This window comes from Sporosarcina sp. FSL K6-3457, assembly GCF_038007285.1.
Taxonomy (GTDB): Bacteria; Bacillota; Bacilli; order Bacillales_A; family Planococcaceae; genus Sporosarcina.
Genome location: NZ_JBBOWX010000002.1, coordinates 1 through 26481, shown reverse-complemented (window position 1 = coordinate 26481; position 26481 = coordinate 1). Strand labels below are relative to the sequence as shown.

Here is a 26481-nt window from a genome sequence, read left to right as displayed (position 1 = left end):
TTCTCTACCTACTTATTTCGACACTCGTAGGAGTTTTCCTTTTTTCGTGGATTTTCCAGAAAAATAAAAAGCCTCTCCGAGATAATAATGGAGAGGAGTTTCGTATGTAACAATTTTTCCACTTAATCTTTTATCCTTGATGAGAATTTCATATAGTTCTTCAAATCCTCGTAAAAGTTTTCACGCGTCCCAGCCAAAATAATGAGCAATAAATCTCCGTTCTCCAATCTCTTGACACGGTAGGCCAGTTCATAGTTAGTCTTATTGTGACGGATATCTAATGAAGAAATTCCAGCTAAATCCCCTTTTTTTGATTCACCTAAAGTAGGATCTAGCCGAAGACTTTCTATTGCACTTTGAAATTTCCCTTGCAATGCCTTATCGTTTTTTATCGATTTCAAAAACTTTCTTGCACCAGGCAAGATTTCAAAATTCAACAGCTCGCTTTTATTCATCATCATCCAAGTCCTTAAAGAAATCTTCCGTACTTGTGTATACTTTTCCATCACGACTTTCGGCAATCAATTGCTCCAAAGCTGGTTTAATCTGTGATTTTCTATAGGTAAACTCCTTCACCATCTCTTCACCGGATTCATAACCTTCTTGGATTAAATCACGCAAAATATACTCGCTGAAATCCACAGCCTCTCCGATAGGTTTTATCACAAGACTGCCATCCACTACTTCACAAATCACTTCATCATCTATCTGAAGTTGGTCGTAGAACTCTTTTGGAATAGTTATTTGCCGTTTTTTTGACACAGATATTTTTTTAGCACTTGGCATGCTTACTACCTCCCGTGAAAACTTCTCTGCATTCACCATAGTATATGCCTCCTTCTTCACTTACTATACTCATTTCCGGGAACCCACTTCTTGGTTCCCTTCATTATATCAGTTTTGCAAGTTTTGTTAAACGTTTTGCAAAGAAATTTCCTTCATGAATTCTTTGCTATACTTGGAAGTACAATGTGATTTATTAAAAGACAGAAAGGAGTTAAAAAATTATGAAACTGCGTCATAGCATATTTTTTGTATGTAGCATTCTTCTTTTATCGGCCTGCCAAGAGGTAACAACAATACAGCCGATAGAAAATGATATTCCTACTTTAGAAGAAGATGAGCAGCAGGTTGAGCAAGAAAAGACACCTATTGAAACAATAAAAGAAGACGTTCTATATTCTTGGGAAGTACAGGATGGTGAACAGACAGCGGAGCTTTACCTCGTAGCCGATGGTGGTACAACGGAAGAAGGGGGTAAGCAATACAACGGAAATCTGGCATTCTATTTGGGAGATGACACATATGGTGTCTTGCAGGAACATTTAGCTGGGGATCTTGAAGCCGTTAGCATTAATCTAGACAAGTCACCATTCAAAATACATACATTCGGGGATCAAACAATGATTACATGGATCAACCCCGAAGCAGCGAATAGCAATACGCTTACTATGTGGACCTATACAGACGGTGAGATGCAACCGGTTACTTTTGACAGTGATGCTCGACTTGTCATTACGGGTGATCAAGTGAAATTCATCGAAGGCCACTATTTACAAACGTATATCTACAATAATGGTAGCGATGAAAGCGAAGGCATCGGCTGGTTTTATACGACTTGGCAGTGGAATGCGGCTGAACATGACTTTGCAACATATGCTATAACACAGTATATTCAAGATGATATGTATGGATGGGAATCAGGTGAATACAACACGAAGTTATGGCATGAAAATGAAGCCGAGTATATCTCATTTCCTCATATCACATTGACGAATGACTTCTTAGAGTCGATTAAAAAAGGAATGCTTCTCGATAATTCATTTCGTTTAGGAGATTCCATTGACAAGGTACTGGAAAAATCCTCAGATTATCTGCACCATGATTATTATGAAGGTGGTATTTATTACGCATTCCCTGGCGGCAGTAGTTACTTTTACGATGAATCAACACGGAAAATCACTTTTATTACACTAAACGGTGGTTTAATCACCAATGATATCGATTCCATAATCTCCATTCTGGGTGAGCCTGCTGATAGTGGCTATGACGACATAGAAAGAACAAATTATGCATTTTTTTACTTTGGAGAGTATCGTCTGAAAGTGGACAGTACTGAATCTGGTAAACTAACTGGGTTTTGGTTAACCGTACAATGATAACGTGTAGTGCGACAAAAACTCCGGCTACTTCTTCTAAATGAAGCAGTAGCCGGAGTTTTTTATTCATAAGCGAAGGTCCACAGGCTACAAGGGAGAACCACGAAACTATCACGGCTTGCCACCTTCAATCAACCCACTCCCCTGTATAGACGGATTGTGGGCGAAAAATCGTGTTATCACTCAACTGCTCTATCGCATGTGCCGTCCAACCAACAATTCTTGCGGCACTGAATGTCGGTGTAAAAAGTGCAGGCGGCATATCAATCGACCGCATAATGGCAGCTGCATAATATTCAACATTGGTGTACAATTTTCGACCTGGCTTGTAGATATCCAACAAAGTAATGATTTCTTTTTCAGCGACTGTTGCTAAATCTAACCAGTCGTCCTTCCCCGCCATATCGATACATGTATCCCTTAATACAATCGACCGCGGATCTTCTGTTTTATAAATACGATGGCCGAATCCCATAATTCGTTCACCATCCTTCATTTTCTTTTCAATGACTGGACGTATATTTTCTGGTGCTTTGATTTCCTCTAATAATTCGATGACAGCCGAGGGTGCGCCGCCGTGTAACGGGCCTTTCATTGTTCCAATGGCTGACGTGACTGCTGATGTTAAATCCGATTCAGTTGAAATGGTGACACGCGCTGCAAAGGTGGAGGCATTCAAACCATGCTCCATCGTCAGTTTCAAATACGTTTCGAGTGCCTCGATTTGCACTTCATTCGGAATAACGCCTGTTAGCACCCACAAATAATTCGCCGTATGAGATAATGCTGGGTTGGCTTCCACAATTGGTTTCTCCTGCTGATTTCGATAATGGCGTGCGATGATTACGGGTAGAGCGGCTGTCAACATGATTGCTTGGTCCTCGATGGTTTGCTCGTTAAAATTTGCGTGTGCATAAGCTGAAATGGTTGTCCGCATGGCATCCATCAAGGGCATATCATTAGGAAATGCATCAATGATTGCAGTTATATGTTGAGGTAGTAACCTTCCTGCTATCATTTTTTCTTTCATTATTCTTTGTTCATTCCCCCCTGGGAGACGCCCATGCCACATGAAGTAAGCTATTTCTTCAAATGAATGAGACGATATGAGATTACCTACTAAAACGCCGCGATAGCGCAATTCCCCTTTCTCTCCATCGACAGATGCAATTTTCGTATGAACAGCGACAACATCTTTCAACCCTTTTTGAAACATAACCATTCCTCCCTCTTTTCATTAGTATAAAGCGGAGGTATGATTATGGAAATTGAATGTTTTTCATTGAAATGATTAATTTTATTAATTGCAAAGGAGTGACCTCATGGATTATCAATGGCTGAAAACGTTTGCGATTGCCGCTGAAACATTAAACTTCCGCAAAGCTTCTGAGAAATTGATGTTGTCCCAACCAAGTGTTACCGTCCATATCCGACTACTCGAGGAACAACTGGGTACGAAGCTGTTTGACCGTGTGAACAACCGTGTCACTTTGACGGATGCAGGTAAAGTTTTTTACCCTGAAGCAATTCGACTCACGAACGATGTCGATGCGAGTGTCAATCGTATGCATGCATTTTCGCAAGGCTATCGCCGAAATTGGACCATCGCTATTTCACCGTTAATGGCTGAGACGATTTTGCCTTACTTTTTGCGGACATTCATCGAGCGTCACAGGGACATCGAAATCTCTATTCGCATCGAAGAATCTGAAGTTATCGAACAGCTTGTTGACAACGGAGATGTCCATCTAGGCATCTCTGCGCTGGATAGCAAATTTAAAAATATTGATTCAACTCATATGTATGAGGACCCCATTCTATTCATCATGCCTACTGATCAATACGATGAAGAAACCGGTCCCCCCATTCATATCCCTGACGTACTTCGGAAGAATTATTTATTGACCCATCATCATCCCGTCTTTTGGGACGACTTGCTCGTTACACTTAACAAACAGATTCCAGGTATTCGAACGATGAAAGTAACGCAAGCACATATTGCAAAACGCTTCATCCAGGAAGGGCTCGGCGTCTCTTTTCTGCCCCATTCCATTGTGCGACGCGAATTAATGGAAGGTAGACTGATGCAACCGCATTTCGACCTGTTCGACTTACCAACCGTCTCGACGTATATCCTTGTGAAAAAGAAAGGCAATCTTGAGGAAGAATTTATGAATGAGATTGCGAAGTTTTATTTTGGCTAATCAAACCCAAAACCCTCTCCGCCACGGAAAGGGTTTTTAACTACTCTAATGCTGCCAATTGGCTTCTGATATAATTCCCCCGCGCTTCAATATACGCACAGATATACGCTGGTTCTTGATCGAACACTTCCAGATTGTCCTTTTCATATGGATCTTTTTCAATATAAGGCCTGATGTGAGCATGTAATGCTGCTATTTTGGGCTTCAAATAATCTACAGTAAATTTGTTCGTCAAAATATCTTCTAGCAGGTTTTTATAGTGAGTACGAAACGTTTTCACATCTAATATTCGGGCTGTAAGTGTGTTAAACCCTTGGACTCTTAAATAGTCTTCTTCCATGATTTCCCCATCAACATCTCTTCCCCATGTCGCATCATAATCCCACGGAACCACCTCAAACAAACTTGTTTCTCCATTGCGGTACAGTGCATAGTTATGGACAAAACCATCAAAGTTTTGAGTGAAAACGACCCCGGCAAGCCAACGGAGATACTGGTCAATGTTGACGTACTTGATGATTTCGGTTTCAAATTCATCTTTGGTCAGTGTATTAATCATAAAAATCAGCTCTTGTAAATAAACCTCATCCTGCGCTGTTCCACACTTTTTTTCATAGCCAAGGCTGAGCGATTCCTTTACTTTTTTATCAAGATCACTCATTAACGAAAAATTAGCATCGCCATCTACCGCATAAAAAATCGCTCCTTTTGGCAAATGGCGATTCACTAGGAAACATTCATCCACTGACTCTAGCTCCAAGTAAAGTCCCTCATTCCCCCCGTTCATCTTCAAAAAAACGAAGCGTGATTTGGGGGATAAACAGCCAATTTCATCGAAAAAATCAAAGGATAATTTGTTTCTTATGAATGATGGGTCTTGAAATTCTGCATTCCAATGAACTTCCTTTGCCTGCCGATACATACCCGGTTTGTAAAAACTGACATGATACGATTTCTTACGTAAATCACGAATATGCGAACCACGATAGGCTAGATCAATGGCATATTTCTTCTTGTGAATTGTCAGCTTCGCAGCCACTGGATCGTCCTGCCAAATATCTCTTCGTAGTTCGCTTTTATTTGATGGGTGAATAAAGAGCTGATATTCGGGAATTAGCATACACACTCTTCCTTTTGCCGTTTACTGTATTCGTATGAATGACCTGTGCAGAATGCTACCCCATAATTTATTGACAACAAGTAAGCGATTGTCTCTGTCTCATTTTGGACAGCCACGTACCTTATAGAAGGGGAGTTATTTGCGCTTCCTAAAAAAGAAAGGAGGTTAGGATATGTCTAATTTCTCTATGGACAATATACAGCGAGCAGTCGATAGTGCTAGGCACTCTGGGCTAAACGATTTCTTTTTTCAAGAGCCTACGAGTAACCGAGGACGTTCCAATCGTTGTGGATGTGGTGAAAATCGACGTCGTACAAGCAGGAGGCGGACTTCTCGCAACCAAAGACCTTCGAATACAAGACGTTGTACTTGCTGCGTTAAAGGACATTCGAACTCAAATCGATGCACTTGTCGCGTTTTAGGGCAATCGAAATCGAATCGATGTACTTCACGGAACCAAAGACGGACAGATCGGAACCGACGGACTTGTAATAACCGAAGGCCTTCGAACTCGAATGGCTGTAATCAGCGCGGTTGTGGCGGTGTCTACCGGCGAAATCGCTGGTAACTAGTAAGATGAATGAGGATTGTCAGGTATGTCGAGATGTAGCGACTTACTTGGCAGTCTTTTTTTATAGACCGTGTGATTTTGTATGGAATCCCTGGTGAACATGATTTCGAACTGTATAGATTATGTATAGGTACCCATTCTATGATTAGCAGTAAAATCGACCTACTTTTTCATGTAATATCTGGTAACCCTGTAATGAGTAAACTAGGCATATTATGTCGAATAACAGCCTTTAACATCTGTTAATGATGTCTTTTTTTGTCGAAATACTCCTTTTTTAGAACCAATTTGTTGACTGTTTCCCGAATCTTCTTTATTATTGAACTAAATAATCAGCCAGTTCAAACTAGGACATATTACACTTGTAGGCGCTCTACCAAGCCATCAATCACGAGATACGTATTATTTTCTATCTATCAACGGAAGGTGTTGATGCTACCGACATAATTATTTATTCGAAAAACTATGCACTTTAAATAGGTTGACTTCAAGATATTTAAAGACAGTATTTTAAAGATTAAAATTAGAAATGGGGTCATATGAATGAAATTCACAGTTGGTAATAAATTACTAGGCGGGTTCTTAATTGTAGCCATTATTCTTGGCGCCATTAGCTCTATATCTTATTTCAACATCAAGAAAATAGACAGCGCTTATACTGATTTGGTTGATCGGCGATCAATTATTGAAACGCATGCATTGAATATGGAAATCAATGCCTCTCGGGAAATTAGTACCTTGCGAGGTATACTATTAGAAGAAGAGGGTACAGAAGAAGAATTAGCGCAAGTGATTACCCTACTTGATGAATACATTGAGGCTGCCTACAAGCTTGCTGATAACCAAGGACACCAAGATACACTTACTCAGCTTGGCACGATGAACGAGGAATTTAAGAAGGAGTCAGACAAAATTATAAGTTTAATGAAGTCTGATCCAGAACAAGCCAATAGCCATGCTTTTTATGTCGTTATACCTTTAGTAAAAGAGATACGCGTGCTCTCGAATCAAATAGCTATGGAACAAGCCGAGCTTATGGATGAAGCAAGTATCGCCAGTTCGGAATTGGTTACCTCTGTTACTTTGACAATTCTTACTTTAAGTGTGATTGCTTTTATTTTGGCCATTTTAATAGGTGTCATCATTACTCGAATGATTACAAAACCGATTTTATTAATCGAAAGTGCTGCTGAGGAAATCGCGTCGGGCGATTTAACTCAAGCAGACATAAAGGTGAAAAATCGTGATGAAATAGGGAATCTTGCAACATCCTTTAACCAAATGAAAACGAATCTTCAACGATTAATTCACCAAGTTAGCATAGATGCCGAGCAAGTTGCGGCAACTTCAGAACAGCTTTCTGCTGGTGCTGAACAGACCAGTCTAGCAACTGAACAAATCTCAATTGCCATTCAAGAGGTAGCTGTAGGTTCAGAAACACAGGTTTCCCATGCAAGAGGGGCTTCTCAAGTAGTTGCCGAAATCTCAAGTGGGATGAATCAGGCTGCAACTTCTATACAATCTGTTGCTGATTTAACGACGACTACAAGCGAAAAAGCAAGTGCTGGAAATACTGTCGTTACCCAAACCGTTGAACAAATAAATCTTGTACACCAATCCGTAAGTGAAACGAGAGAGGTTATTAACGCCCTAGGTGAAAAATCAGGGGAAATTGGTCAAATCGTTGAATTGATTACGCAGATTGCTGATCAGACGAATCTCTTAGCTTTAAATGCTGCAATTGAAGCTGCGCGGGCTGGCGAACATGGTCGTGGATTTTCAGTCGTTGCTGATGAAGTGAAAAAGTTAGCCGAGGGATCTGGAGAGGCTGCTGGACAAATCCGTAATCTTATTCTAGAAATTCAAACGGAAGCAGATAATGCCGTTCAATCTATGAGTCTTGGGTCATCCGTTGTCGAAAAAGGGATTGATATGGTTCATCAAACAGGTGAGGTCTTTAAAGATATATTGGTCGCTATTGAGCAAGTAACCGCTGAATCACAGGAAGTTTCCGCCATTATTGAGCAAGTGAATTCAAGCTCACAAAATATGGTAGATACAATGGAAGGGGTAGCTTCTATTGCTGAACAATCTGCTGGTAACACACAGAATGTAGCTGCTTCAGTAGAAGAACAAAATGCCTCCATGCAGGAAATATCGGCTTCAACAGAAGCCCTGAGTTCAATGGCTCAAGATTTACAAGAAGCGGTTAGTACTTTTAAAGTATGATAAAACAAAAGCGCAAGCGCCTGTTCAGGGGCGACAGGTATAAGATGGATTGGCGAAGAGGCGGTTTTTGCCTCATAAAGGGGGGATGAAGTTCAATCCCTCCCCAGTAAATACAGCTTATGACCCGAGCCCCTAGGCGCTGGAGCCTAGACGTGAAATCTCTACGTCATAACTTATCCACAGTACGAGATTTTATAATTTCCTATACTAGCGTTGCATAAAAATAAAATCCATTTGTCAAGTGAATATTACGTTCGTTTTATGGTAAATATGGGATATTTTTATATAAAACGAATAAAAAACCCCTTATAATAAGGGATGAGGGTAATTCTGTCCAAATCCCAAACCATAAGGAGAAACCATGGACAAGTATACCATAAAAACTGTATTCAATGAATACATTTATCCACTCGATACACATGTTGTACAAAAAATGATTGATCATGCCAATATTGATAAGTATGTGAAGAAGCTTGATACCCTGACGTTTACAAAGCTTTTCATCTATGCCCAATTACAGGGGTTACCGAGTCTTAGACGAATTAGTGAAAAAGTGAAGCGTAAAAAAACTGTACAAAGAATAATTGGTATCGTTAGCATTAGTAAATCCCAACTCTCACGAAAGTTGGGGAATATTCCACCTGAAATATTCAAGGTAGTCTTGCATCATCTTATTCAAAAACTCCATCAACAAATTGGTCCGAAAAAGGCAGACGCGGCACTTGGGAAAATCCATTTAATCGACTCTTCCACCATTTCAATGTGTCTTAGTCAATATCGGTGGGCGGATTTTCGTGATACAAAAGCCGGTGTAAAAATGCATACATCTATCATTTTTTCAGATGGGATATCTTACCCAAACGATGTGATTATTACACCTGCCAGACCCTCTGATTTAACACAGTTAGATGCGTTAATCGTACAGGATAAAGAGGCTCTTCATGTGTTCGACCGGGGTTATTTCGATTTCGACAAGTTCGATTTCTATTGCGAGAACGGAATTCGTTTTGTCACGCGTATCAAGTCCAACACCATCATTCACTTGATAGAAGAGCTACCTGTAGATTCTTCCTCGGCAATTACACGGAGGGCCATCGTAAAAATTGGGAAGATGAAACATCCCCTTTATTTGATAGAGGCATTGAATGGTGAAGGAAAAAAGATCTCGATTGTGTGCAATGATGCGAAAAGAAGTGCCCAAGAAATTAGCGACCTTTACCGCAATCGTTGGCAAATTGAATTGTTTTTCAAATGGATTAAACAGCACTTAGTTTTGAAAAAGTGTTATGGAAAAAGTGCGAATGCGGTATTCAATCAAATTTATATTGCCATGATTACTTTTTGTTTAACACTCTTATTGAAGACGAGATTAGGCTATAAAGGTACTCTGCTTCATTTATTCGAATGGATTAGTGACCTTTGGGCCAAAAAACTCTCCGAGTTGGTTGAGAAACTATTCAAGAAACCGAAACGCTCGTCAAAAGGACGACGGCGAATGAATCACCAACAAATCTTTGAAGAGACCGAGTCGCAGTACGTTCAAGGTGATACTGCCCATTTAGATGGCCTAACTTACGACCCAATCATTTAACTTTATACATGTGTAAAAAAATGGATTTAGTTACCCGGTTCGGTAGGGTATCCCCTTTTTTTATTTAAAGCAGAAAACGCTGTTGGATTAATATTACTTTTATTACATAAATTTAATTTGAATGACACTTCTTTTAAAGTTGACAAACTAATAAATACTTTATGCAACGCTAGTAAATTTCCTAGACATAAACAAAACCCCTTACAGCTTATAAGTAAGGGGTTTTATTCATCACTGTGTCACTTGCTCTTTCAATGAGCGCCTCAAAATTTTACCGGTTGTATTTTTCGGTAGTTCATCCAAAAATTCAATGCGTTTAGGTACTTTGTATTTGGCTAGACGGTCCGCACAGTAGGCTGTTATGGATGCTTCGTCAGTTGCCGCACCTTCTTTCAAGACGACGAAAGCATGGACCACTTCGCCGAAATCGACATCTGGTAAGCCGATGACTGCTGCTTCAACGATGTCACGGTGCGCGAATAATACTTCTTCGACTTCACGTGGGTAAACGTTGTAACCGCCGACGATGACAAGATCCTTTTTGCGGTCGACAATATAGAAGTAACCGTTTTCATCTCGCCTGGCCATATCACCTGTATACAACCAACCATCTCGAATTGTCACTTCGGTTTCTTCTGGCATTTTGTAGTAGCCCTTCATGACGTTCGGTCCGCGTACGATTAGCTCGCCGACTTCACCATCTGGCACATCTTCCCCAAGCTCATTGACGATTTTATTTTCGACATTGATAATCGAAGTGCCAATCGAGCCTGGAATGCGCTCGCGATCGAGTGGATTGAAGCAAGTAACCGGTGATGCTTCGGATAGGCCGTAGCCTTCCGAGATGCGCACGTCAAATTTCTCTTCGAAATTATGGAGCAAGGCGACTGGCAATGATGACCCACCTGAGATGGCAATCCGAACCGATTTGAAATCTGCTGGATTACTATCTGGGAATTGATAGAGGAAGTTGTACATCGTCGGCACGGCCGCGAATATCGTTGCCTGTTTTTCTTTGACGATACTGAAAATATCCCCTGGCGAGAAACGTGGAACAAGTAAAATTGTTGCTCCTTTGACGAGCGGCGCATTAACGACTACTGTTAAAGCAAACACATGGAACACCGGTAACGTCGCTACAATACGATCACTTTCCGAGTAGCCCAAGTAATCCGCGACGTCGCGTGCGTTAGAATACAAGTTACCATGTGTCAGCATAGCGCCTTTTGGACGTCCTGTTGTGCCTGACGTATACAAAATGACAGCGGTTTCATTTTCATCTATAGCAACAGGCTCGATGTTTGGCTTCCCTGTGGCAATAAGCTGTGTGAATGGATGAACTTTCATTTTCACCGCTTCAGGTAGTGCGGCAATTTTTGCTGGTGTTTCAGGAACTGTTTCGCAAATCACATAATGCCCAACAGTCGGAAATGCCCCCGCTGCCTGTTCCACAAGTGGCAATAAAAGATCGAGTGCGATCACTGCCTTCGCGTCACTGTTATGTATGATGTACGAAATTTCGTCTGGCGTGTAAATCGGATTGACTGGAACTGCCGTCGCACCAATCCGCATCGTCGCATATAGCGAAATAAGGAAATGTGGTGTGTTGCCAAGTAAAAATGCAACATTATCTCCTTTTTCAATTCCCAAACCTTGTAATGCTGAAGCGAACATCGATACCGACTGGTCAAACTCGGCGTACGATGTATCTTTCCCCATAAAGTGATAAGCAATTTTTCCGGGTTGCGTCGTTGCCGTTTCGTGCACACGTGAAACTAAATTCATTTAGTCATCCCCCCACATTTTTTGAATGAACAATCATTCATAACTCTGTCATAATCATTATATAAGAAAAGTTCTGATAATACAATACTAGTAAAACAATAAGGTAGGATATAGTGCAATCCTACCCCTTAGGTAGGATACAGTGCGATCCTACCCTGGTGCTTTAATATGCGCGAGGTAGCGCCAGCGTATTAAATAAAAATAACAAATTTGCATCAACGTAAAGACAAGTAAGACAAGTACAAGTTCTTTGACTATCGAAATCTCGGCCAGTGCATCCCAAATCACTTGTAGTGCTAGAATTGCAAACGAACTATGGACAAATGCCACACCCCAAGGGAAGAAAAACTGGGGGATTAATTGTCGATTGACGATTTTTTTGAATTCCCGATCTGTAATTCCCATGCGTCGGAGTACATCAAACTGTTTTCGATCACGCTCCAGTGAGGTATACAGTCTAAAATAAATAAAGCTGCCCGCTGCCAAGAAAAATACGGCTGCTAATAGTAACCCGATGAACAAAAGCAACGAAAAAGTCGTTCGGATGACTGAATAGTTCAAGCCTGGATTGACGAAGGAATACGGCAGTTTTTCAGGTGTCGTCCCCGCGAGAAATGATTCTGTATCAGTCGCATCAATCGATAGTCCGATATCCTTTGTCTCCTGCCAATCCGGCACATTGAAGGCGTAATACGTAAATGAATTTAATTCATTTGTAAACACGATGTCAAATACCTTATCATAATCCGTATCATTCAAGACGATAGCGTTTTGAGCAATGGAATACGATGAAAACAAATGATAGGGGTACGCCCCTTCAATCTTAACCAACACCTCGCTTTCTTCAAGAAATGTTCTCACTGTTCGATTATTCAGCTGATCATAGGACGAAACCGAAGGCGGCAAAAACAATGCCTCCCCCGCCTCTAAATCAACCTTTGGATAGCCAAATGAAAGAGCCAGCATATTAATAGCAGAAAGCTTCAATACAGCAACCGGATTTGACGTGTATGATGACGTCTGTTCCAGTACTTGAAATCGGATCATCGAATAATCGATTTTGTCGGCATTGAGTTCATTGACCAGTTGCGCAATATGCTGGCGTTCACGCTCATTGTCTTGCTGACTTTTGTAAATAAGACCTAGCGGATGCATTTCACGGTACTGAGAAGCGAATGAAGTCAATGATGCTAACAGACCAACTGACATGAACGCAATGGTCGACACCATCGTGACGATAAAAAACATACGTGCATTTTCACGCAATCGGACAACGCCTTCTGATATTGATAGCAGCCAAAAATGATTCCAATATAATCGTTTCCGTTTGCGAATCTGATGCAATAGTAATGGTAAGGAATCCGTGAAAAAGTAAAATGTTCCAATTATAGCCAAAGGTGGTAGAAAAAACAGTAATTCAATGACGACCGAGTTCGTTGCACTCACTGCCATTAAATATGCTGCTCCAAGAAACAGTAACCCAAAATAACCACGGCTCTTCGAATAGCCATACGCTCCTTGACTTCCCGCTTCCCCTTGTATAAGATCAGCCACTTCTCCCGTCCGAATAAACACCGGCGCAACAATTGATATAATGACAAATAAACTCATAAAAGCACCAATCGTTAGTGCAAATGGTTGCCATGAAAAATAGAGCGGTAAGGCTGGTAATAACACAATTTCTCGGACAATCATAAAGAAAAACTTTGAAAACATATAGCCGAGAAACGTCCCCGCAGCGATAGATGTCATACCGATAAACATCGTTTCAGTAAAAATCAGGCGATTCAACTGACGTTTGGCCATACCCAAATGAAGTAAAATACCAAACTCTTTGGACCTCGCCTGCAAAAATGCCCGCATCGAATAAAACAAGAAAAATACCGTAAAAATATACAAAATAATTTCTGCCGCACCCATTCCCGTGATGGCAATTTCTTGGATGAATCTGTCCTCAATGGATGGATGAAATAGCAACATCGAATACAAGAAAAATACCATAACGGAAAAGACACTTGCCATGAGAAAAGCGGCATAGATGCGTCGATTGCGAACGACATTACGGTAAGCGAACTGACGAAAGGTCATGTACATTTCCTCCGAGCAACGACAAGACGTTCAAAATACGTTGAAAAAACGTCTGACGCCTTTCATCTTTATAAATTTCATTAAAAAATTCGCCATCCTTAATGAACAGAACCCGATCACAATAACTGGCGGCAATCGGATCATGTGTCACCATAATCACCGTTTTTTTCTCGGTTTTATTAATTTGACTGAGCAGTTCAAGGACATCCCTAGCTGATTTCGAATCCAAATTTCCCGTCGGCTCATCTGCGAGAATAATTTTTGGCCTGTGAATCAAAGCACGACCAATTGCCGTTCGCTGTGCCTGTCCACCCGATAACTCATCCGGTCGGCGGTTCAAAATATCTGACAAATCCAGGCGTTTAGCAAATTCCAAAATACGTTTCTCCATTTCAGGAACAGCAATCCCATCCAGCGTCAGTGGCAATACAAGATTTTCTTCTACTGTCAGCATTTGAAGGAGATTAATATCTTGAAAGACAAAACCAAGATTACGTCGTCTGAATAAGGCCAAATCATTTTCTTTCAGCGCTTCCGGTTCAATGCCATTGATCATCAGACGTCCATAGGTCGGCACCGTAATCGTCGAAATCAAGTTCAACAACGTCGTTTTCCCACTGCCGGAAGGTCCCATCACCGCAACAAATTCGCCTTCCTCCACTTCAAAATCGAGGCGGTTCAATGCCCGGTGCATCACTTTTCCCTCATAGATTTTCGTCACTTCCGTCAATTCCACGATTACGTTCCTTATCATCCGCTTCTCCCACCTCTCCATTTTTAAAGAGGACAGTCACCGTTGTCCCTTTGCCAAGCTCCGAGTCAATCGCTAACGGATGTCCCAATCTGTTACACACTTCTGATGCGATATACAATCCCATCCCAGTCGACTCACCTGTGAGTCGACCATTTTCACCAGTAAAGAAAGCCTTCGTCACGCGGTTCAAGTCCGACGAGGGAATGCCAATTCCTTCATCTCGAATCAATAGCTGGATACCCTGTTCTGTACTAGTCGCGGTTAGATGGACTTTCTTCCCTTGCTCAAATGTATATTTCACCGCATTGGTTATGAACTGCCCAATGACAATCTTCAACCACTTCATATCCGTAGCAACTGTGAATTTCTCATCAATTGAAATAACAGGAAACACACCATTTGTGATGAATAGCCGTTTATGCTCTGTCACAATTTCCTGCACAACCGTTTTCAGCGCAGCCCGCTCAATTTGCATATCCTGCTCAAACGTTTCAAGACGTGCATTGACCAATACAGAATCGAGACCACGTCGTAATTTGTCAATTTCTTCATTGATACTATCGCGGTCCAAATCATCTTGTTCCTGTAACAGCAATCCTATGACAGAAATCGGTGTTTTCATCTGATGGACCCATTGATTCATAAAATGGAGCTGTCGGTGTTGAGAAGCATATAACAGCTGCACTTCGTTTTGGTACAGCTTGTACAAGTCACGTGTGAATTCTGTTGTTTGCCGATGTTCCGGCGCTTGCGCATGGCGGATTAGTGCATCTTCCATCTTATCTGGCTTACGCGTAATCGCTGCATAAAAGGATCGTCTCATGATGAATTTGCCAACTAGATACCCCACAGTTAACAGCATGCTCATACTAATAGCGTAAACTGCGGTATTGAAATTTCGGAAGCCATCCAGCCAGTATAATAGTAAAATGAACAGCACGAGTAGTATTTGAAAAAGAAGAAAGGGCACATGCTCGCTAATGAAAATTCTAAATTTTTTCATGATTCCTCCGGTGCCAATAAGAAGCGATACCCCGCGCCACGTACTGTTTCAATGGACGATTGAATGTCGTAATCAGCCAATTTTTTACGAACCCGGGTCATATTAACATTTAATGTGTTTTCATCGACAAAAGATTGGTCGTCCCATAGCTCTTCCAATAATTTTTCACGTGACACCACTTTGGGCGTCGCATCGATAAGCAATTCTAAGATAACACATTCTTTTTTTTGCAAAGGTACAATATTATTGCGAACTTGCAACTCCATCCGTTCGATGTATAAGTTGAGTACCCCGGCCTTCACGGTACGTTCGGATTGGTTCGGTGCATATTCGCCAAACGTTCTACGTAAATGACTTCTTATTTTTGCAAGGACGATTTCATAGTGAAAAGGTTTCGTAATGAAATCATCGCCGCCATTTTCCAACGCAAATACTTGGTCCATGTCACCAGATCGCGCGGAGATGAATAGAATAGGACATGTCGTATGTTGGCGAAGTTGACGACACCAATAATAGCCGTCATAAGAAGGCAAGTTTATGTCAAGCAAAACAAGATGTGGATCGAATGCCAAGCATTCCTCAGTGACACGCTCAAAATCTTCGACAATGGCAACGTCATATTGATATTTCCTTAATGTGTCTGCTAATAATTGTGCAATTTTGCGGTCATCTTCAACAATAAAAATACGGTGTTTCTCCATCTGTTCAATCCCCCTTCACAGTTATTTTTAGTATAACCTAGATGTCGATGTTACGCAGGGGAGAGCTGTTGCGCGCGGGACGACTCGCTTTGCGCGCGGGATGACTCGCTTTGCGCGCGGGATGACTCACTTTGCGCGCGGGATGACTCGCTTTGCGCGCGGGATGACTCGCTTTGCGCGCGGGATGACTCGCTTTGCGCGCAGGATGACTCGCTTTGCGCGCGGGATGACTCGCTTTGCGCGCGGGATGACTCGCTTTGCGCGCGGGATGACTCACTTTGCGCGCGGGATGACTCGCTTTGCGCGCAGGATGACTCGCTTTGCGCGCGGGATGACTCGCTTTGCGCGCGGGATGACTCGCTTTGCGCGCGGGATGACTCGCTTTGCGCGCGGGATGACTCGCTTTGCGCGCGGGATGACTCACTTTGCGCGCGGCGCGACTCACTTTGCGCGCGGCGCGACTCGCTTTGCGCGCGGGATGACTCGCTTTGCGCGCGGGATGGCTCGCATTGCGCGCGGGATGACTCGCTTTGCGCGCGCGGGATGACTCGCTTTGCGCGCGCGGGATGACTCGCTTTGCGCGCGGGATGACTCGCTTTGCGCGCGGGATGACTCGCGTTGCGCGCGGGATGACTCGCGTTGCGCGCGGGATGACTCGCGTTGCGCGCGGGATGACTCGCGTTGCGCGCGGGATGACTCGCGTTGCGCGCGGGATGACTCACTTTGCGCGCGGCGCGACTCACTTTGCGCGCGGGATGACTCGCGTTGCGCGCGAGATAGCTCACGTTGCGCGCGGGATAGCTCACGTTGCGCGCGGGATAGCTCACATTGCGCGCGGGATAGCTCACATTGCGCGCGGGATAGCTCACATTGCGCGCGGGATGACTCGCATTGCGCGCGGGATGACTCGCATTGCGCGCGGGATTGTTTTTAATCCAATAAAAAGAAGCCCAACACATAGTCAGGCCCCCTCTTCTTTCCTCAATAAATCAACTGCAAAAACTCTTCTTTCGTAATCCCACCAAGGTACGTCGGGATATCGATAGCGGTCAGCGCCTCACTCATGGATTGCCTATCATACTGGATACCCTTCAAACTTTCTTCTATAACGGCTACTTCACCAACACCGAAGAAATCGCCAAAAATGTTAACATCTTCGATAATACCTTTATTGACATCAAGACGGACGTCGATGCCACCTACTGGGAAACGATGAGAATGTTGCATGTTGAACTTTGGTGATTTGCCATAGTTCCAATCCCAGTTCGCATAGCGTTCCGCAGATAATGCATGGATACCAACCCAATCATCATCCGTCAGCTCCCAATACTGGATGTTTTCTTCACCGCCAAAAATTGATTTCAACACGCTCATCCGAAACTGTTCAATCGTCATTGGCTCATCGAGAAACTCTGTAATATTTGCCACACGACTGCGAATCGACTTGATGCCTTTGGATTCGATTTTATCCTTCCGCACCTTGAGCGCCGAAACAACCCGGTCAATTTCTGTATCAAACATCAGCGTCCCATGGCTAAACATACGGCCGTTCGTTGAGAATTGTGCATTCCCGGAAATTTTGCGTCCCTCGACCAAAATATCGTTACGACCTAACAGTTCCGCCTTCACATCCATTTCAGCAAGTGCTTGGACGACCGGCTCCGTAAACTTCTTAAAGTTGCGAAATGAATCACCATCATCCTTTGTTATAAAGCTAAAATTCAAATTACCAAGGTCATGATAGACAGCCCCGCCACCGGATAATCGACGGACAACATGAATGCCATTCGCCTCGACATAATCCGTATCAATCTCCTCCACCGTATTCTGGTTTTTACCAATAATGATAGATGGCTCGTTAATATAGAACAGCAAAAAAGGATCCTTATCAATATCCATATTCTTTAGTATATACTCCTCAATTGCGAGGTTAATGCGTGGGTCAGTAATCCCTTTGTTATCAATGAAATACATGCAAATCGCTCCTTAACTAAAATAGTCTCTTATTTATTTTATCTGAAAAGTGAAGAAATGTGTTGACATTTGATTCACTGTTATAATACACTACTAACAACGCATCGAGTACTAGTACAAATTGAGAGGGGGAAAATAAATCATGATCGAAAATGTCATCGAGTTTTTTAAAAACTTACCCGCTAAAGTTTGTACGTCTTGCGGAAATGAAATCGAAGAACAGCATGAGTGCTACGGCAACAAATGCAATTCTTGCAATATAGTGTGATTTTTTTTGCAGCACCTGTACTATTACAATAAAATTATAAACTTTAGTACTAATACAATTTAAAAGAGGTGAATATACTATGATCGAAAATGTCATCGAGTTTTTTAAAAACTTACCCGCTAAAGTTTGTACGTCTTGCGGAAATGAAATCGAAGAACAGCATGAGTGCTACGGCAACAAATGCGATTCTTGCAATATAGTGTGATTTTTTTGCAGCATCTGTACTATTACAATGAAATTATAAACTTTAGTACTAACACAATTTAAAAGAGGTGAATATACTATGATTGAAAATGTCATCGAGTTTTTTAAAAACCTACCCACTAAAGTTTGTACGTCTTGCGGAAATGAAATCGAAGAACAGCATGAGTGCTACGGTAACAAATGCGACTCTTGCAATATAGTATAATTTTTTTTGCAACACCTGTACTATTACAAAGGATTTTAAAAACTCGAGTACTAAAACAACTTAAAAGAGGTGAATATGCTATGATCGAAAACGTCATCGAATTTTTCAAAAATCTACCTGCTAAAGTTTGTACGTCTTGTGGAAAAGAAATTGAAGAACAGCATGAGTGCTACGGCAACAAATGCGATTCTTGCAATATTTTATGATAATAGACATATAAAACAGCCGCAAAGATCTTCTGCTGCGGCTGTTTTGCATTCATCTATATTGTGCTGCCATCATTCAGTCAAAACAGTTCATCCATAACCTCTCGCACTGCAGCTCTGCCTTGATCGATACAATCTGGCAAGCCAACGCCATTATAAGAAGCGCCCGCCAGCTTCACTTGCGGAAACTTCGCTCGTAATTCTAGACGCGCCGCCTCAATCCGCTGTTTGTGTCCCACTCGATACTGTGGTCGATCCTTTTTCCAACGGGTTACGACGGTAAAGTCCGGTTTTCCTGTTATCTCAATGATTTTACTCAAATCGGCGAGAACAATCTTTTCAATTTCGGCATCGGGCAAGTCGACAATCGCCTCATCACCCACCCGTCCAACGAATGCACGAATGAGTACTTTGCCTTCTGGCGTCGTCGTAGGCCATTTACGATGTGTCCACGTACACGCTGTAATCGAATAATCGCTACTTCTTGACACAAGAAAACCCGTTCCTTCTTTATCTTGCACAACCGACGCCGCTGGAAATGCTAGCGCTACTGTTGCAACTGATGTCGTCGGTATTTCGCCTAAGTCTTGTAACAAGCCATGTGGAGCAAATAAACGACTAGCCATCTCATGTCCGGTCGTCAAAATAACCGCATCTGCTTCGACTTTGCGACCGTCATTCAAGTCAATAATTGTCTTATCTCCTACAGATTCAATCGCCTCGGTTCGCACGCCTTTCATGACAGAACCAGGCTCTAGTCGCTGTTCAATCGCCTCTACTAACGTCTCCAGCCCGTTACGGAATGTATGGAAGACGCCTTCCTTCTTCGTACTGTGACTATTTTTCTGCGGCAATTGCTTAGGCGTCGTCTTTTTCATACCCAAAATGAGACTACGATGTTTTTTCTCCACTTCGTAAAACTGGGGAAACGTCGATTGTAAGCTCATTTGGTCGATATCGCCTGCATAAACACCCGACAGTAACGGTTCAATCAAATTCTCGACAATTTCTCCACCGAAACGTCTACGGAAAAATCCACCTAATGACTGGTCGCCTTTCACATCGGATCGTGGGAGAACAAAATCCCCTGCCGCACGTATTTTTCCCGCCCATGAAAATAGTCCTGTCTTCAAAAATGGCGTAATTTCTGTTGGAATGCCCATCACTGAACCACCTGGAATCGGATGCAATGTACCATTGACCAATACATAAGCCTGGCCAGTCGCATTTCTCACAAGTTCCCCTTCGATTCCAAGATCCTCCGCCAGCAGACCAACACTCTTTTTGCGGATTAAAAATGAATCCGGACCACGCTCAATGACAAAGCCGTCACGTCGCACTGTTTGGATTTTACCGCCAAGCTGGTTCGACGCTTCAATCAAGATCACATCGAGCGGAAGCCCTTTTTCACGCGCTTCTTTTTGCATATAAAACGCCGCGGAGAGGCCTGTAATCCCTCCCCCGACGATGACGACTTTTTTGCGTTGTTCAGTCATAGTCCATCATCACTTTCCTGTACGATTTTTTATCATTATCCGATAGAAGGCTCTCACCTCAAGAGATGTAAAGGGCGTAGCCCAATAAATAGGTGGGAGATGAATATCGGTTGGCATTAGCCATAATACTGACCCAAACAGAACGTGAGTTCTATGATAGTGTTGTACAGATTGCCCATTGAAAACTGAAAATATGGGGTTGTGACAAGAAACCCGTTCGTCACGTAAAATTTTCAACGTTCTAATCGCCTCGTCTAGCCGAAAAGCGAAAACCAAGCAGTACGCTAGACGAATGGAGTTCAACGTACACAAATTTTGTCTTTCACCGTAGGGACTACGGATAGAGCCTAATCAATAACTGGCGGTTACGCTGGTGTTCTTAGGTATCCACCACTTCAAGCGTAAGCTAAGTGGTGGTAGTTCAAGCTTCTTTCATCTTATCAAACACCGCATCCACCATTGCATCAATAAATAGCGGATCCACATTCGGCATGGCCGGACGATAATAAGAAGCCCCAATATCATCACAAACGACTTTACACTCATAATCATTGTCATATAACACTTCAAGATGGTCAGAAACGAAGCCAACTGGCGTGTAGACGAATGTCGAATAACCCTTTGTTGTATGCAACGCGCGTGTCAAATCCTGTACATCTGGTCCAAGCCAAGGCTCTGGTGTCTGTCCTTCACTTTGCCAGCCCACTTCATAGTTGTCCACGCCAGCTGCAGCAGCAATTAAATCAGCCGTTTCTTTCAACTGGTCCGCATACGGATCACCGTTTGCCAAAATCTTTTCTGGTAATGAATGAGCTGAAACAATCAGGCAAGCAACTGCCCGCTGTTCTTCAGTCATACCTTCAAATGTCCCTCGAACTTGACCAGCCCAAAAGTCGATAAACTTCGGCTGCTTGTACCAGCTTTCTACTGATGTAATGGTCATTCCATGCTTGTCAGCTTCTTCTTGCACACGTTCGTTATAGGATTTGACGGAAAACGTTGAAAAATGCGGTGCCAATACGATGGATACAGCTTCTTTAATACCATCCGCATGCATTTTTTCTACCGTATCTTCAATGAACGGCGCAATATGCTTTAATCCGATATAAACCTTGAATTCAATGTCGTCCTGTACTTCATTCAGACGATTACAAAGCGCATTGGCTTGATTTTCGGTAATTTTAGCAAGTGGTGAAATCCCCCCAATTGCTGCATACCGATTACGTAAATCCTCCAATTGCTCTGGTGCTGGCGGGCGACCGTGGCGGATATGCGTGTAATACGATTCAATATCCTCCTCCTTATTCGGAGTCCCGTAAGCCATTACTAACAGTCCCATTTGTTTCTTCGTCATCATGTTCACCTCGTCAGTTTATTTACGCAGTTGTGCACTATAGCTATGAATAAATTCAGTTAGCTTTTTCAATGTCGCCGGTTTAACATCAGGGAAAACGCCGTGGCCCAAGTTAAAGATATGGCTACCATGCTCGACACCTTGCTCAATAATAACCTTTGCCCGCTCTTCAATAATTTTCCAGTCTGCCAACAGCATAGACGGGTCCAGATTACCTTGCAATGGCTTCGTCATACCACGCTCACCAGCTTCCTTGATAGACAAGCGCCAATCAAGACCGACAACGTCGACAGGAAGATCATGCCACTCGTTCGCCAGGTGACTTGCACCCACTCCAAATGTAATCAGCGGAACGTTCAATTTGCGCAACTCCGTAAAAATACGTGTCATTACTGGTTTAATGAAGATACGGTAATCTGCAACATTCAAAGCCCCTACCCATGAATCAAAGATTTGAATCGCTTTCGCACCTGCTGCTACTTGTGCAGTAATATACGTAATCGTCATATCAGCAAGCTTGTCCATTAAGGCAAACCACGCTTCTGGCTCAGATACCATGAATGATTTCGTTAAATTATAGCTTTTCGAAGGTCCCCCCTCAATCATATAGCTTGCAAGTGTAAACGGTGCGCCTGCAAAACCAATGAGCGGAACATTCAATTGTTCTTTCGTCAATATTTTAATCGTTTCAAGAACGAACGGAATATCATCTTGTGGTGACAAATCACCAAGATTATGGACATCTTGAACGGTACGGATTGGGTTGGAAATCACAGGGCCAACGCCCGCTTTAATCTTCACGTCAACGCCAAGTCCTGGTAAAGGTGTTACAATATCTTTATATAAAATAGCTGCATCAACATTATATTGGTCAACCGGGAGTTTCGTCACATAGGCACAAAGCTCAGGCTGATGCGTAATTTCTTCCAGTGAATATTTCTCTTTAATTTTTAAATACTCGGGCTGTGAACGGCCTGCCTGTCTCATATACCAGACAGGTGTATGCTCAATCTTTTCGCCACGTGCAGCACGGAGTAGTGTATCGTTAAATTGTGTCATTTTATCCATTCCCACTTTCATTCATAATGGTATTTCTAAGTTATATATCCGTACTCAAATATAGACGTTTCCCTATGTAAAGTATAGCGTTTCGTCCCACTTGTCATAAAGTTGTGCTTCCTTTTTCATGAATTGCCATCATTTCGTCAATCTTTGTTTAACTTGCTTCATGTAGAAGCAAGTTAAGCCTCCAGCAGCTATTACAAATTTTGAATTGCACTCAGGCGTAATTGATTAATTTGCTGGAATTAGGGAATATGTAGAGATAAGAATCGAAGGAGGTTTTTGGGTATGAATATTTATATGACATCTGGAACACCCGCATTTATGGAGACTGTAAGGGCTAAATATCCGAAAGAGATGATGATTGTCATGCACGCTGGAACTAATGCACTGTTATTACATGAAACAAACGGCAAAACGGTTTTCCAAACACCGCGTCGCTATGAAGTGCTTGCCTCTTCGGGTACGCTCGATGAAAACGGTTATTTCGTCTATAATCATCTACCAGTCACTGATGAAGGGCGTCCTATTTTTGAACATCGTTTTAAAGAACGTACACATGCACTAGATGATACACTTGGCTTCATCGCTTTTCGTCTACTTCGTCCCCTCGATTCTGATACGTATATTGTGATGACTGAATGGTCTGCTAGCACATATTATGAGATGTGGAAAAACTCCTCCTCTTTTCATGATGCCCATTTAACAGGTCATGCAGAAGCAGGCGTCGACAGCACACCACATATTTTCACAAGTGGTGCTTTCATCACAAGCTATATCACGAATGTAAAGGAAGAGGAGGCCTAACCTTTTCCTTGCCTCATTGCCCCCTCTCAGATGTTTGATATAATAGATAGAAGGAATGAGATTCTGAAAAGGGGCGGTCTAATTATGAAAGAACAGCTATTTGAAAAGTTGGATAGTGCGTTTGAAGATATGGTTGTCATACGTCGACATCTTCACATGCATCCCGAGTTATCTTTTAAGGAAGAACACACCGCGCAATACATACATGATTTTTACGCGGATCTTGGTGTAGACGTCCAGATGGGGGTTGGAGGTAACGGTGTCGTTGCCCGCGTCAAAGGCGGTCGACCTGGTAAAACAGTCGCATTGCGCGCTGATTTCGATGCACTCCCTATCCAGGATGAAAAAGATGTGCCCTATAAATCGACAGTGTCCGGTGTCATGCATGCCTGCGGACATGATGGACACACTGCGACGTTACTCCAAGTAGCCAAGGCCATTCACGAATTACAAGAAGATCTTGCTGGTGAATATGTTTTCATCCACCAACACGCGGAAGAATATGCTCCAGGTGGCGCTATTTCAATGATTGAAGCTGGCTGTCTTGACGGAGTCGATGTTATTTTCGGTACGCATCTTTGGTCGTTGACACCTTTAGGAACAATTGAATATTTAGCAGGACCTGTTATGGCAGCAGCCGACCGTTTCACAATCACCATTCAAGGTGCTGGCGGTCATGGTGCAGCTCCCCATCAGACAAAAGATGCTATCGTCATCGGCGCACAACTCGTCATGAATTTACAGCAGCTTGTTGCTCGCCGCGTCAATCCAATTGACTCTGCTGTATTATCCATCGGCTCGTTTGTTGCAGAAAATGCATTTAACGTCATTGCAGATTCCGCAAAACTTGGAGGAACAGTCCGCTCATTCAATCCAAAGGTCCGTGATTTAATGGAGCTTGAGATGAAACGCGTAATTGACGGAACCGCACTTGCCAATGACTGTACAATCGAATTTGAATACGTACGCGGCTATCCCGCTGTCGTCAACCATGCCACCGAAACTGCATTTTTGAAAACCGTAGCGGAAAACGTTCCAGGTGCACAATCTGTTGTTGAATCGACACCACAAATGGGCGGTGAAGATTTTTCCTATTATCTTGAAAAAGTGCCGGGGACATTTTTCTTCACTGGTGCCAAACCAGCCGTCCCCTATCCGCATCATCATCCCAAATTTGATTTCGATGAAAATGCAATGCTTCTCGCAGCAAAAACACTAGGCGCCGCGGCTCTTGATTATCAAAAATAATAAATATCACCCTCCCTCATCAATCGAGTGGAGGGTTTTCTATTGTCGATTATCCATATTATTTAGGATAGTTCCCACTCGATAATCCCATTTAGATGTAAAAATAATAGGTGAATAGATTCAAACTAAAAAATAGTCATTACTATTCATAAAAAGGTTGCATTATTAATTTTCTGACTTATAATAGTATTTGTATATTACAAATTTTAGGGGGTTATTTGTTTGAATAAACGAGAATTGATTGCGAACTATGTCATCTCTTTTGACACATTTATGCTACAACCTGTGAATGTAGATGACAAAATAGTAGCAACACGTGTCATCGAACGTAATTGCGAACTAACTATCCCGAAAAAGCCGATTCACATCGTAAGAAAATCGTGCGACTATTACGGAGGCTCTTTACAGACCTCGATAAATATCGCGAAAATCGCACTTGGAAAACACCATAAGACACCGATTATCGTAGCCCATGATTTCGGTACACCCTATATATTCCTACCCACAATGTCTCCAACTGCCGAAGAAAATATTTGGATTTCCTATCATGCAATTGATTTTATAGAACCCGATAACGTAGGCTCTATTGTCCATTTGGAAAATAATCGCTCCTTCAAAGTAAATATTTCTGCTTCAACCATGTACCGACAATACGCATTTGGTAATCTCCTTGAAAAGAACTTTTATAAAAAGCAAAAACAATTAAATAGACCCTCTTCTTTTAGTAATTACAGCAATTTTGATGACGAATAACTTATTTTCACTCAGCCATCGCAAAGTAAACGCCTAATAGTTCTTCGGTCCGATTACGCAAACGGACATTCAAGTAACGTCGATGTTCTTCGTAGCCACCGTGCATAAAGACATATTCAGTAAATGTATCATCTGTCTTGCCCCGTATCACTTTCATATTATGACGGCGCAAATAGATGGTCGTATCCTTCAGCTCGATACGCACAAAATTACTTGCCTGATTGACAAGTTTCACGTAAGGTCCTTTCAATTTGAAAGGGCCTTTTTCAAATAAATTCCGATCCCTCTCTAAAATAGTGATTAGCATTGGTAAATAAATCATATTTTCAAAATGCGGCAATGCCTCTGGGGGAATTAAAGGCATCATGCTTCCCTCCTCACAAAAGAACATTAGTTCGTATTAATATTGTATGCTTATCTCCTATAATTATCAACTGCCAAGTAAAGGAAGTTATCGATTTTCTTCAAATCCGCTGTTCACAAGGTTATTTTGCGTTACGTCTGTTGATTAACCATTTCATTGCATAAGTCACAGGTAAGTAAAGGCTTGAAAACCTCCATTTTCACTGGTGCATTTCCAGTTCGCTTTCGGCTAACTATTCACGACACACCTACTTCTACAGTAATCTTATTGCGAATACTTGCCTATCGCGTACCTACAACGTTCAAGTGAAAAATGCAGTTGATTGGAAAGAAAAG

The 26481-nt window shown here is 42.3% G+C and carries 27 protein-coding genes and 1 pseudogene; 13 read left to right on the top strand and 15 right to left on the bottom strand.

All coding sequences use genetic code 11. The features are described 5' to 3' along the window. Positions 1–122 precede the first annotated feature (122 nt). Both N1I80_RS22180 and N1I80_RS22175 read right to left on the bottom strand, forming a co-directional pair. On the bottom strand, positions 123–458 hold the full coding sequence (locus N1I80_RS22180) for a type II toxin-antitoxin system RelE/ParE family toxin (protein WP_340740150.1): 336 nt from the start codon (positions 456–458) through the stop codon (positions 123–125). Continuing rightward, positions 448–825: an AbrB/MazE/SpoVT family DNA-binding domain-containing protein gene (locus N1I80_RS22175; protein ID WP_340740149.1), complete on the bottom strand. Its 378-nt coding sequence runs from the start codon at positions 823–825 to the stop codon at positions 448–450. The genes N1I80_RS22180 and N1I80_RS22175 overlap by 11 nt, the downstream gene beginning before the upstream one ends. A gap of 182 nt (positions 826–1007) precedes the next feature. Between N1I80_RS22175 and N1I80_RS22170 the strand changes: the two genes are divergently transcribed. Then, a complete protein-coding gene (locus N1I80_RS22170) occupies positions 1008–2159 on the top strand; it encodes a hypothetical protein (protein ID WP_340740148.1) in 1152 nt (383 codons plus the stop codon). A gap of 127 nt (positions 2160–2286) precedes the next feature. On the opposite strand, the gene N1I80_RS22165 is transcribed toward N1I80_RS22170, so the two are convergent. Continuing rightward, complete coding sequence (locus N1I80_RS22165; protein ID WP_340740147.1) at positions 2287–3375, bottom strand: citrate synthase/methylcitrate synthase; 1089 nt, start codon at positions 3373–3375, stop codon at positions 2287–2289. Between the two features lie 106 nt (positions 3376–3481). Between N1I80_RS22165 and N1I80_RS22160 the strand changes: the two genes are divergently transcribed. Beyond that, on the top strand, positions 3482–4363 hold the full coding sequence (locus tag N1I80_RS22160) for a LysR family transcriptional regulator (protein WP_340740146.1): 882 nt from the start codon (positions 3482–3484) through the stop codon (positions 4361–4363). 40 nt (positions 4364–4403) lie between these two features. On the opposite strand, the gene N1I80_RS22155 is transcribed toward N1I80_RS22160, so the two are convergent. Continuing rightward, positions 4404–5483 (bottom strand): CotH kinase family protein, encoded by a 1080-nt coding sequence (locus N1I80_RS22155; protein ID WP_340740145.1) that lies wholly within the window; start codon positions 5481–5483, stop codon positions 4404–4406. Positions 5484–5655: 172 nt separating this feature from the next. Here N1I80_RS22155 and N1I80_RS23405 point away from each other — a divergent pair. The 4 genes and pseudogenes from N1I80_RS23405 to N1I80_RS22140 all read left to right on the top strand — a co-directional run. Continuing rightward, positions 5656–5730, top strand: a pseudogene (locus N1I80_RS23405) (hypothetical protein); the annotation flags it as partial. A gap of 40 nt (positions 5731–5770) precedes the next feature. Next, complete coding sequence (locus N1I80_RS22150) at positions 5771–5905, top strand: hypothetical protein (RefSeq protein WP_340740144.1); 135 nt, start codon at positions 5771–5773, stop codon at positions 5903–5905. 692 nt (positions 5906–6597) lie between these two features. Continuing rightward, a complete protein-coding gene (locus N1I80_RS22145) occupies positions 6598–8283 on the top strand; it encodes a methyl-accepting chemotaxis protein (RefSeq protein WP_340740143.1) in 1686 nt (561 codons plus the stop codon). A 361-nt stretch (positions 8284–8644) separates the two neighbouring features. After that, positions 8645–9874: an IS4 family transposase gene (locus tag N1I80_RS22140; protein WP_340740142.1), complete on the top strand. Its 1230-nt coding sequence runs from the start codon at positions 8645–8647 to the stop codon at positions 9872–9874. A 231-nt stretch (positions 9875–10105) separates the two neighbouring features. On the opposite strand, the gene N1I80_RS22135 is transcribed toward N1I80_RS22140, so the two are convergent. The 7 genes from N1I80_RS22135 to N1I80_RS22105 form a co-directional block, all read right to left on the bottom strand. Then, the gene (locus N1I80_RS22135; protein WP_340740141.1) at positions 10106–11659 is read right to left on the bottom strand and encodes a fatty acid--CoA ligase family protein; all 1554 of its coding nucleotides are present in this window, start codon (positions 11657–11659) and stop codon (positions 10106–10108) included. Positions 11660–11809: 150 nt separating this feature from the next. Continuing rightward, positions 11810–13747 (bottom strand): FtsX-like permease family protein, encoded by a 1938-nt coding sequence (locus N1I80_RS22130; protein ID WP_340740140.1) that lies wholly within the window; start codon positions 13745–13747, stop codon positions 11810–11812. Next, on the bottom strand, positions 13719–14501 hold the full coding sequence (locus tag N1I80_RS22125; protein WP_340740139.1) for an ABC transporter ATP-binding protein: 783 nt from the start codon (positions 14499–14501) through the stop codon (positions 13719–13721). The genes N1I80_RS22130 and N1I80_RS22125 overlap by 29 nt, the downstream gene beginning before the upstream one ends. Next, positions 14452–15504, bottom strand: coding sequence for a sensor histidine kinase (locus N1I80_RS22120; protein WP_340740138.1), 1053 nt, complete (start codon positions 15502–15504; stop codon positions 14452–14454). Before N1I80_RS22120 ends, N1I80_RS22125 begins: the two co-directional genes overlap by 50 nt. Further along, the gene (locus N1I80_RS22115) at positions 15501–16205 is read right to left on the bottom strand and encodes a response regulator transcription factor (RefSeq protein ID WP_340740137.1); all 705 of its coding nucleotides are present in this window, start codon (positions 16203–16205) and stop codon (positions 15501–15503) included. Before N1I80_RS22115 ends, N1I80_RS22120 begins: the two co-directional genes overlap by 4 nt. 37 nt (positions 16206–16242) lie before the next feature. Beyond that, positions 16243–16650, bottom strand: coding sequence for an internalin (locus N1I80_RS22110; RefSeq protein WP_340740136.1), 408 nt, complete (start codon positions 16648–16650; stop codon positions 16243–16245). 536 nt (positions 16651–17186) lie between these two features. Then, positions 17187–18179 carry a lipoate--protein ligase gene (locus N1I80_RS22105; protein ID WP_340740135.1) on the bottom strand — a complete coding sequence of 331 codons (993 nt, stop codon included), beginning with the start codon at positions 18177–18179 and terminating at the stop codon, positions 17187–17189. A 142-nt stretch (positions 18180–18321) separates the two neighbouring features. Here N1I80_RS22105 and yhfH (N1I80_RS22100) point away from each other — a divergent pair, with 142 nt between their 5' ends. The 4 genes from yhfH (N1I80_RS22100) to yhfH (N1I80_RS22085) all read left to right on the top strand — a co-directional run bounded on the left by yhfH (N1I80_RS22100) (position 18322) and on the right by yhfH (N1I80_RS22085) (position 19062). Continuing rightward, positions 18322–18447: a protein YhfH gene (yhfH, locus tag N1I80_RS22100; RefSeq protein ID WP_340740134.1), complete on the top strand. Its 126-nt coding sequence runs from the start codon at positions 18322–18324 to the stop codon at positions 18445–18447. Between the two features lie 79 nt (positions 18448–18526). Further along, complete coding sequence (gene yhfH / locus N1I80_RS22095) at positions 18527–18652, top strand: protein YhfH (protein WP_340740133.1); 126 nt, start codon at positions 18527–18529, stop codon at positions 18650–18652. Positions 18653–18730: 78 nt separating this feature from the next. Further along, on the top strand, positions 18731–18856 hold the full coding sequence (yhfH, locus tag N1I80_RS22090; protein ID WP_340740132.1) for a protein YhfH: 126 nt from the start codon (positions 18731–18733) through the stop codon (positions 18854–18856). Positions 18857–18936: 80 nt separating this feature from the next. Then, entirely contained in the window at positions 18937–19062 is a 126-nt protein-coding gene (gene yhfH / locus N1I80_RS22085) for a protein YhfH (protein WP_340740131.1), read from the top strand. Between the two features lie 80 nt (positions 19063–19142). Here the strand turns inward: yhfH (N1I80_RS22085) and hemY are convergent, their stop codons facing one another. The 3 genes from hemY to hemE form a co-directional block, all read right to left on the bottom strand. Continuing rightward, the gene (hemY, locus tag N1I80_RS22080; protein WP_340740130.1) at positions 19143–20558 is read right to left on the bottom strand and encodes a protoporphyrinogen oxidase; all 1416 of its coding nucleotides are present in this window, start codon (positions 20556–20558) and stop codon (positions 19143–19145) included. A gap of 421 nt (positions 20559–20979) precedes the next feature. After that, positions 20980–21912, bottom strand: a complete 933-nt coding sequence (hemH, locus tag N1I80_RS22075; RefSeq protein WP_340740129.1) for a ferrochelatase — start codon at positions 21910–21912, stop codon at positions 20980–20982. A gap of 18 nt (positions 21913–21930) precedes the next feature. Further along, positions 21931–22971: a uroporphyrinogen decarboxylase gene (gene hemE, locus N1I80_RS22070; RefSeq protein WP_340740128.1), complete on the bottom strand. Its 1041-nt coding sequence runs from the start codon at positions 22969–22971 to the stop codon at positions 21931–21933. 291 nt (positions 22972–23262) lie between these two features. On the opposite strand from hemE, the gene N1I80_RS22065 reads away from it, so the two are divergent. The 3 genes from N1I80_RS22065 (at position 23263) to N1I80_RS22055 (ending at position 25782) form a co-directional block, all read left to right on the top strand. Further along, positions 23263–23781 carry an antibiotic biosynthesis monooxygenase family protein gene (locus tag N1I80_RS22065; protein WP_340740127.1) on the top strand — a complete coding sequence of 173 codons (519 nt, stop codon included), beginning with the start codon at positions 23263–23265 and terminating at the stop codon, positions 23779–23781. Positions 23782–23865: 84 nt separating this feature from the next. Next, positions 23866–25029 (top strand): amidohydrolase, encoded by a 1164-nt coding sequence (locus tag N1I80_RS22060; protein ID WP_340740126.1) that lies wholly within the window; start codon positions 23866–23868, stop codon positions 25027–25029. A 222-nt stretch (positions 25030–25251) separates the two neighbouring features. Beyond that, positions 25252–25782, top strand: a complete 531-nt coding sequence (locus N1I80_RS22055; RefSeq protein ID WP_340740125.1) for a competence protein ComK — start codon at positions 25252–25254, stop codon at positions 25780–25782. 7 nt (positions 25783–25789) lie between these two features. Here the strand turns inward: N1I80_RS22055 and N1I80_RS22050 are convergent, their stop codons facing one another. Next, positions 25790–26146 carry a hypothetical protein gene (locus tag N1I80_RS22050; protein ID WP_340740124.1) on the bottom strand — a complete coding sequence of 119 codons (357 nt, stop codon included), beginning with the start codon at positions 26144–26146 and terminating at the stop codon, positions 25790–25792. Positions 26147–26481: the final 335 nt, after the last annotated feature.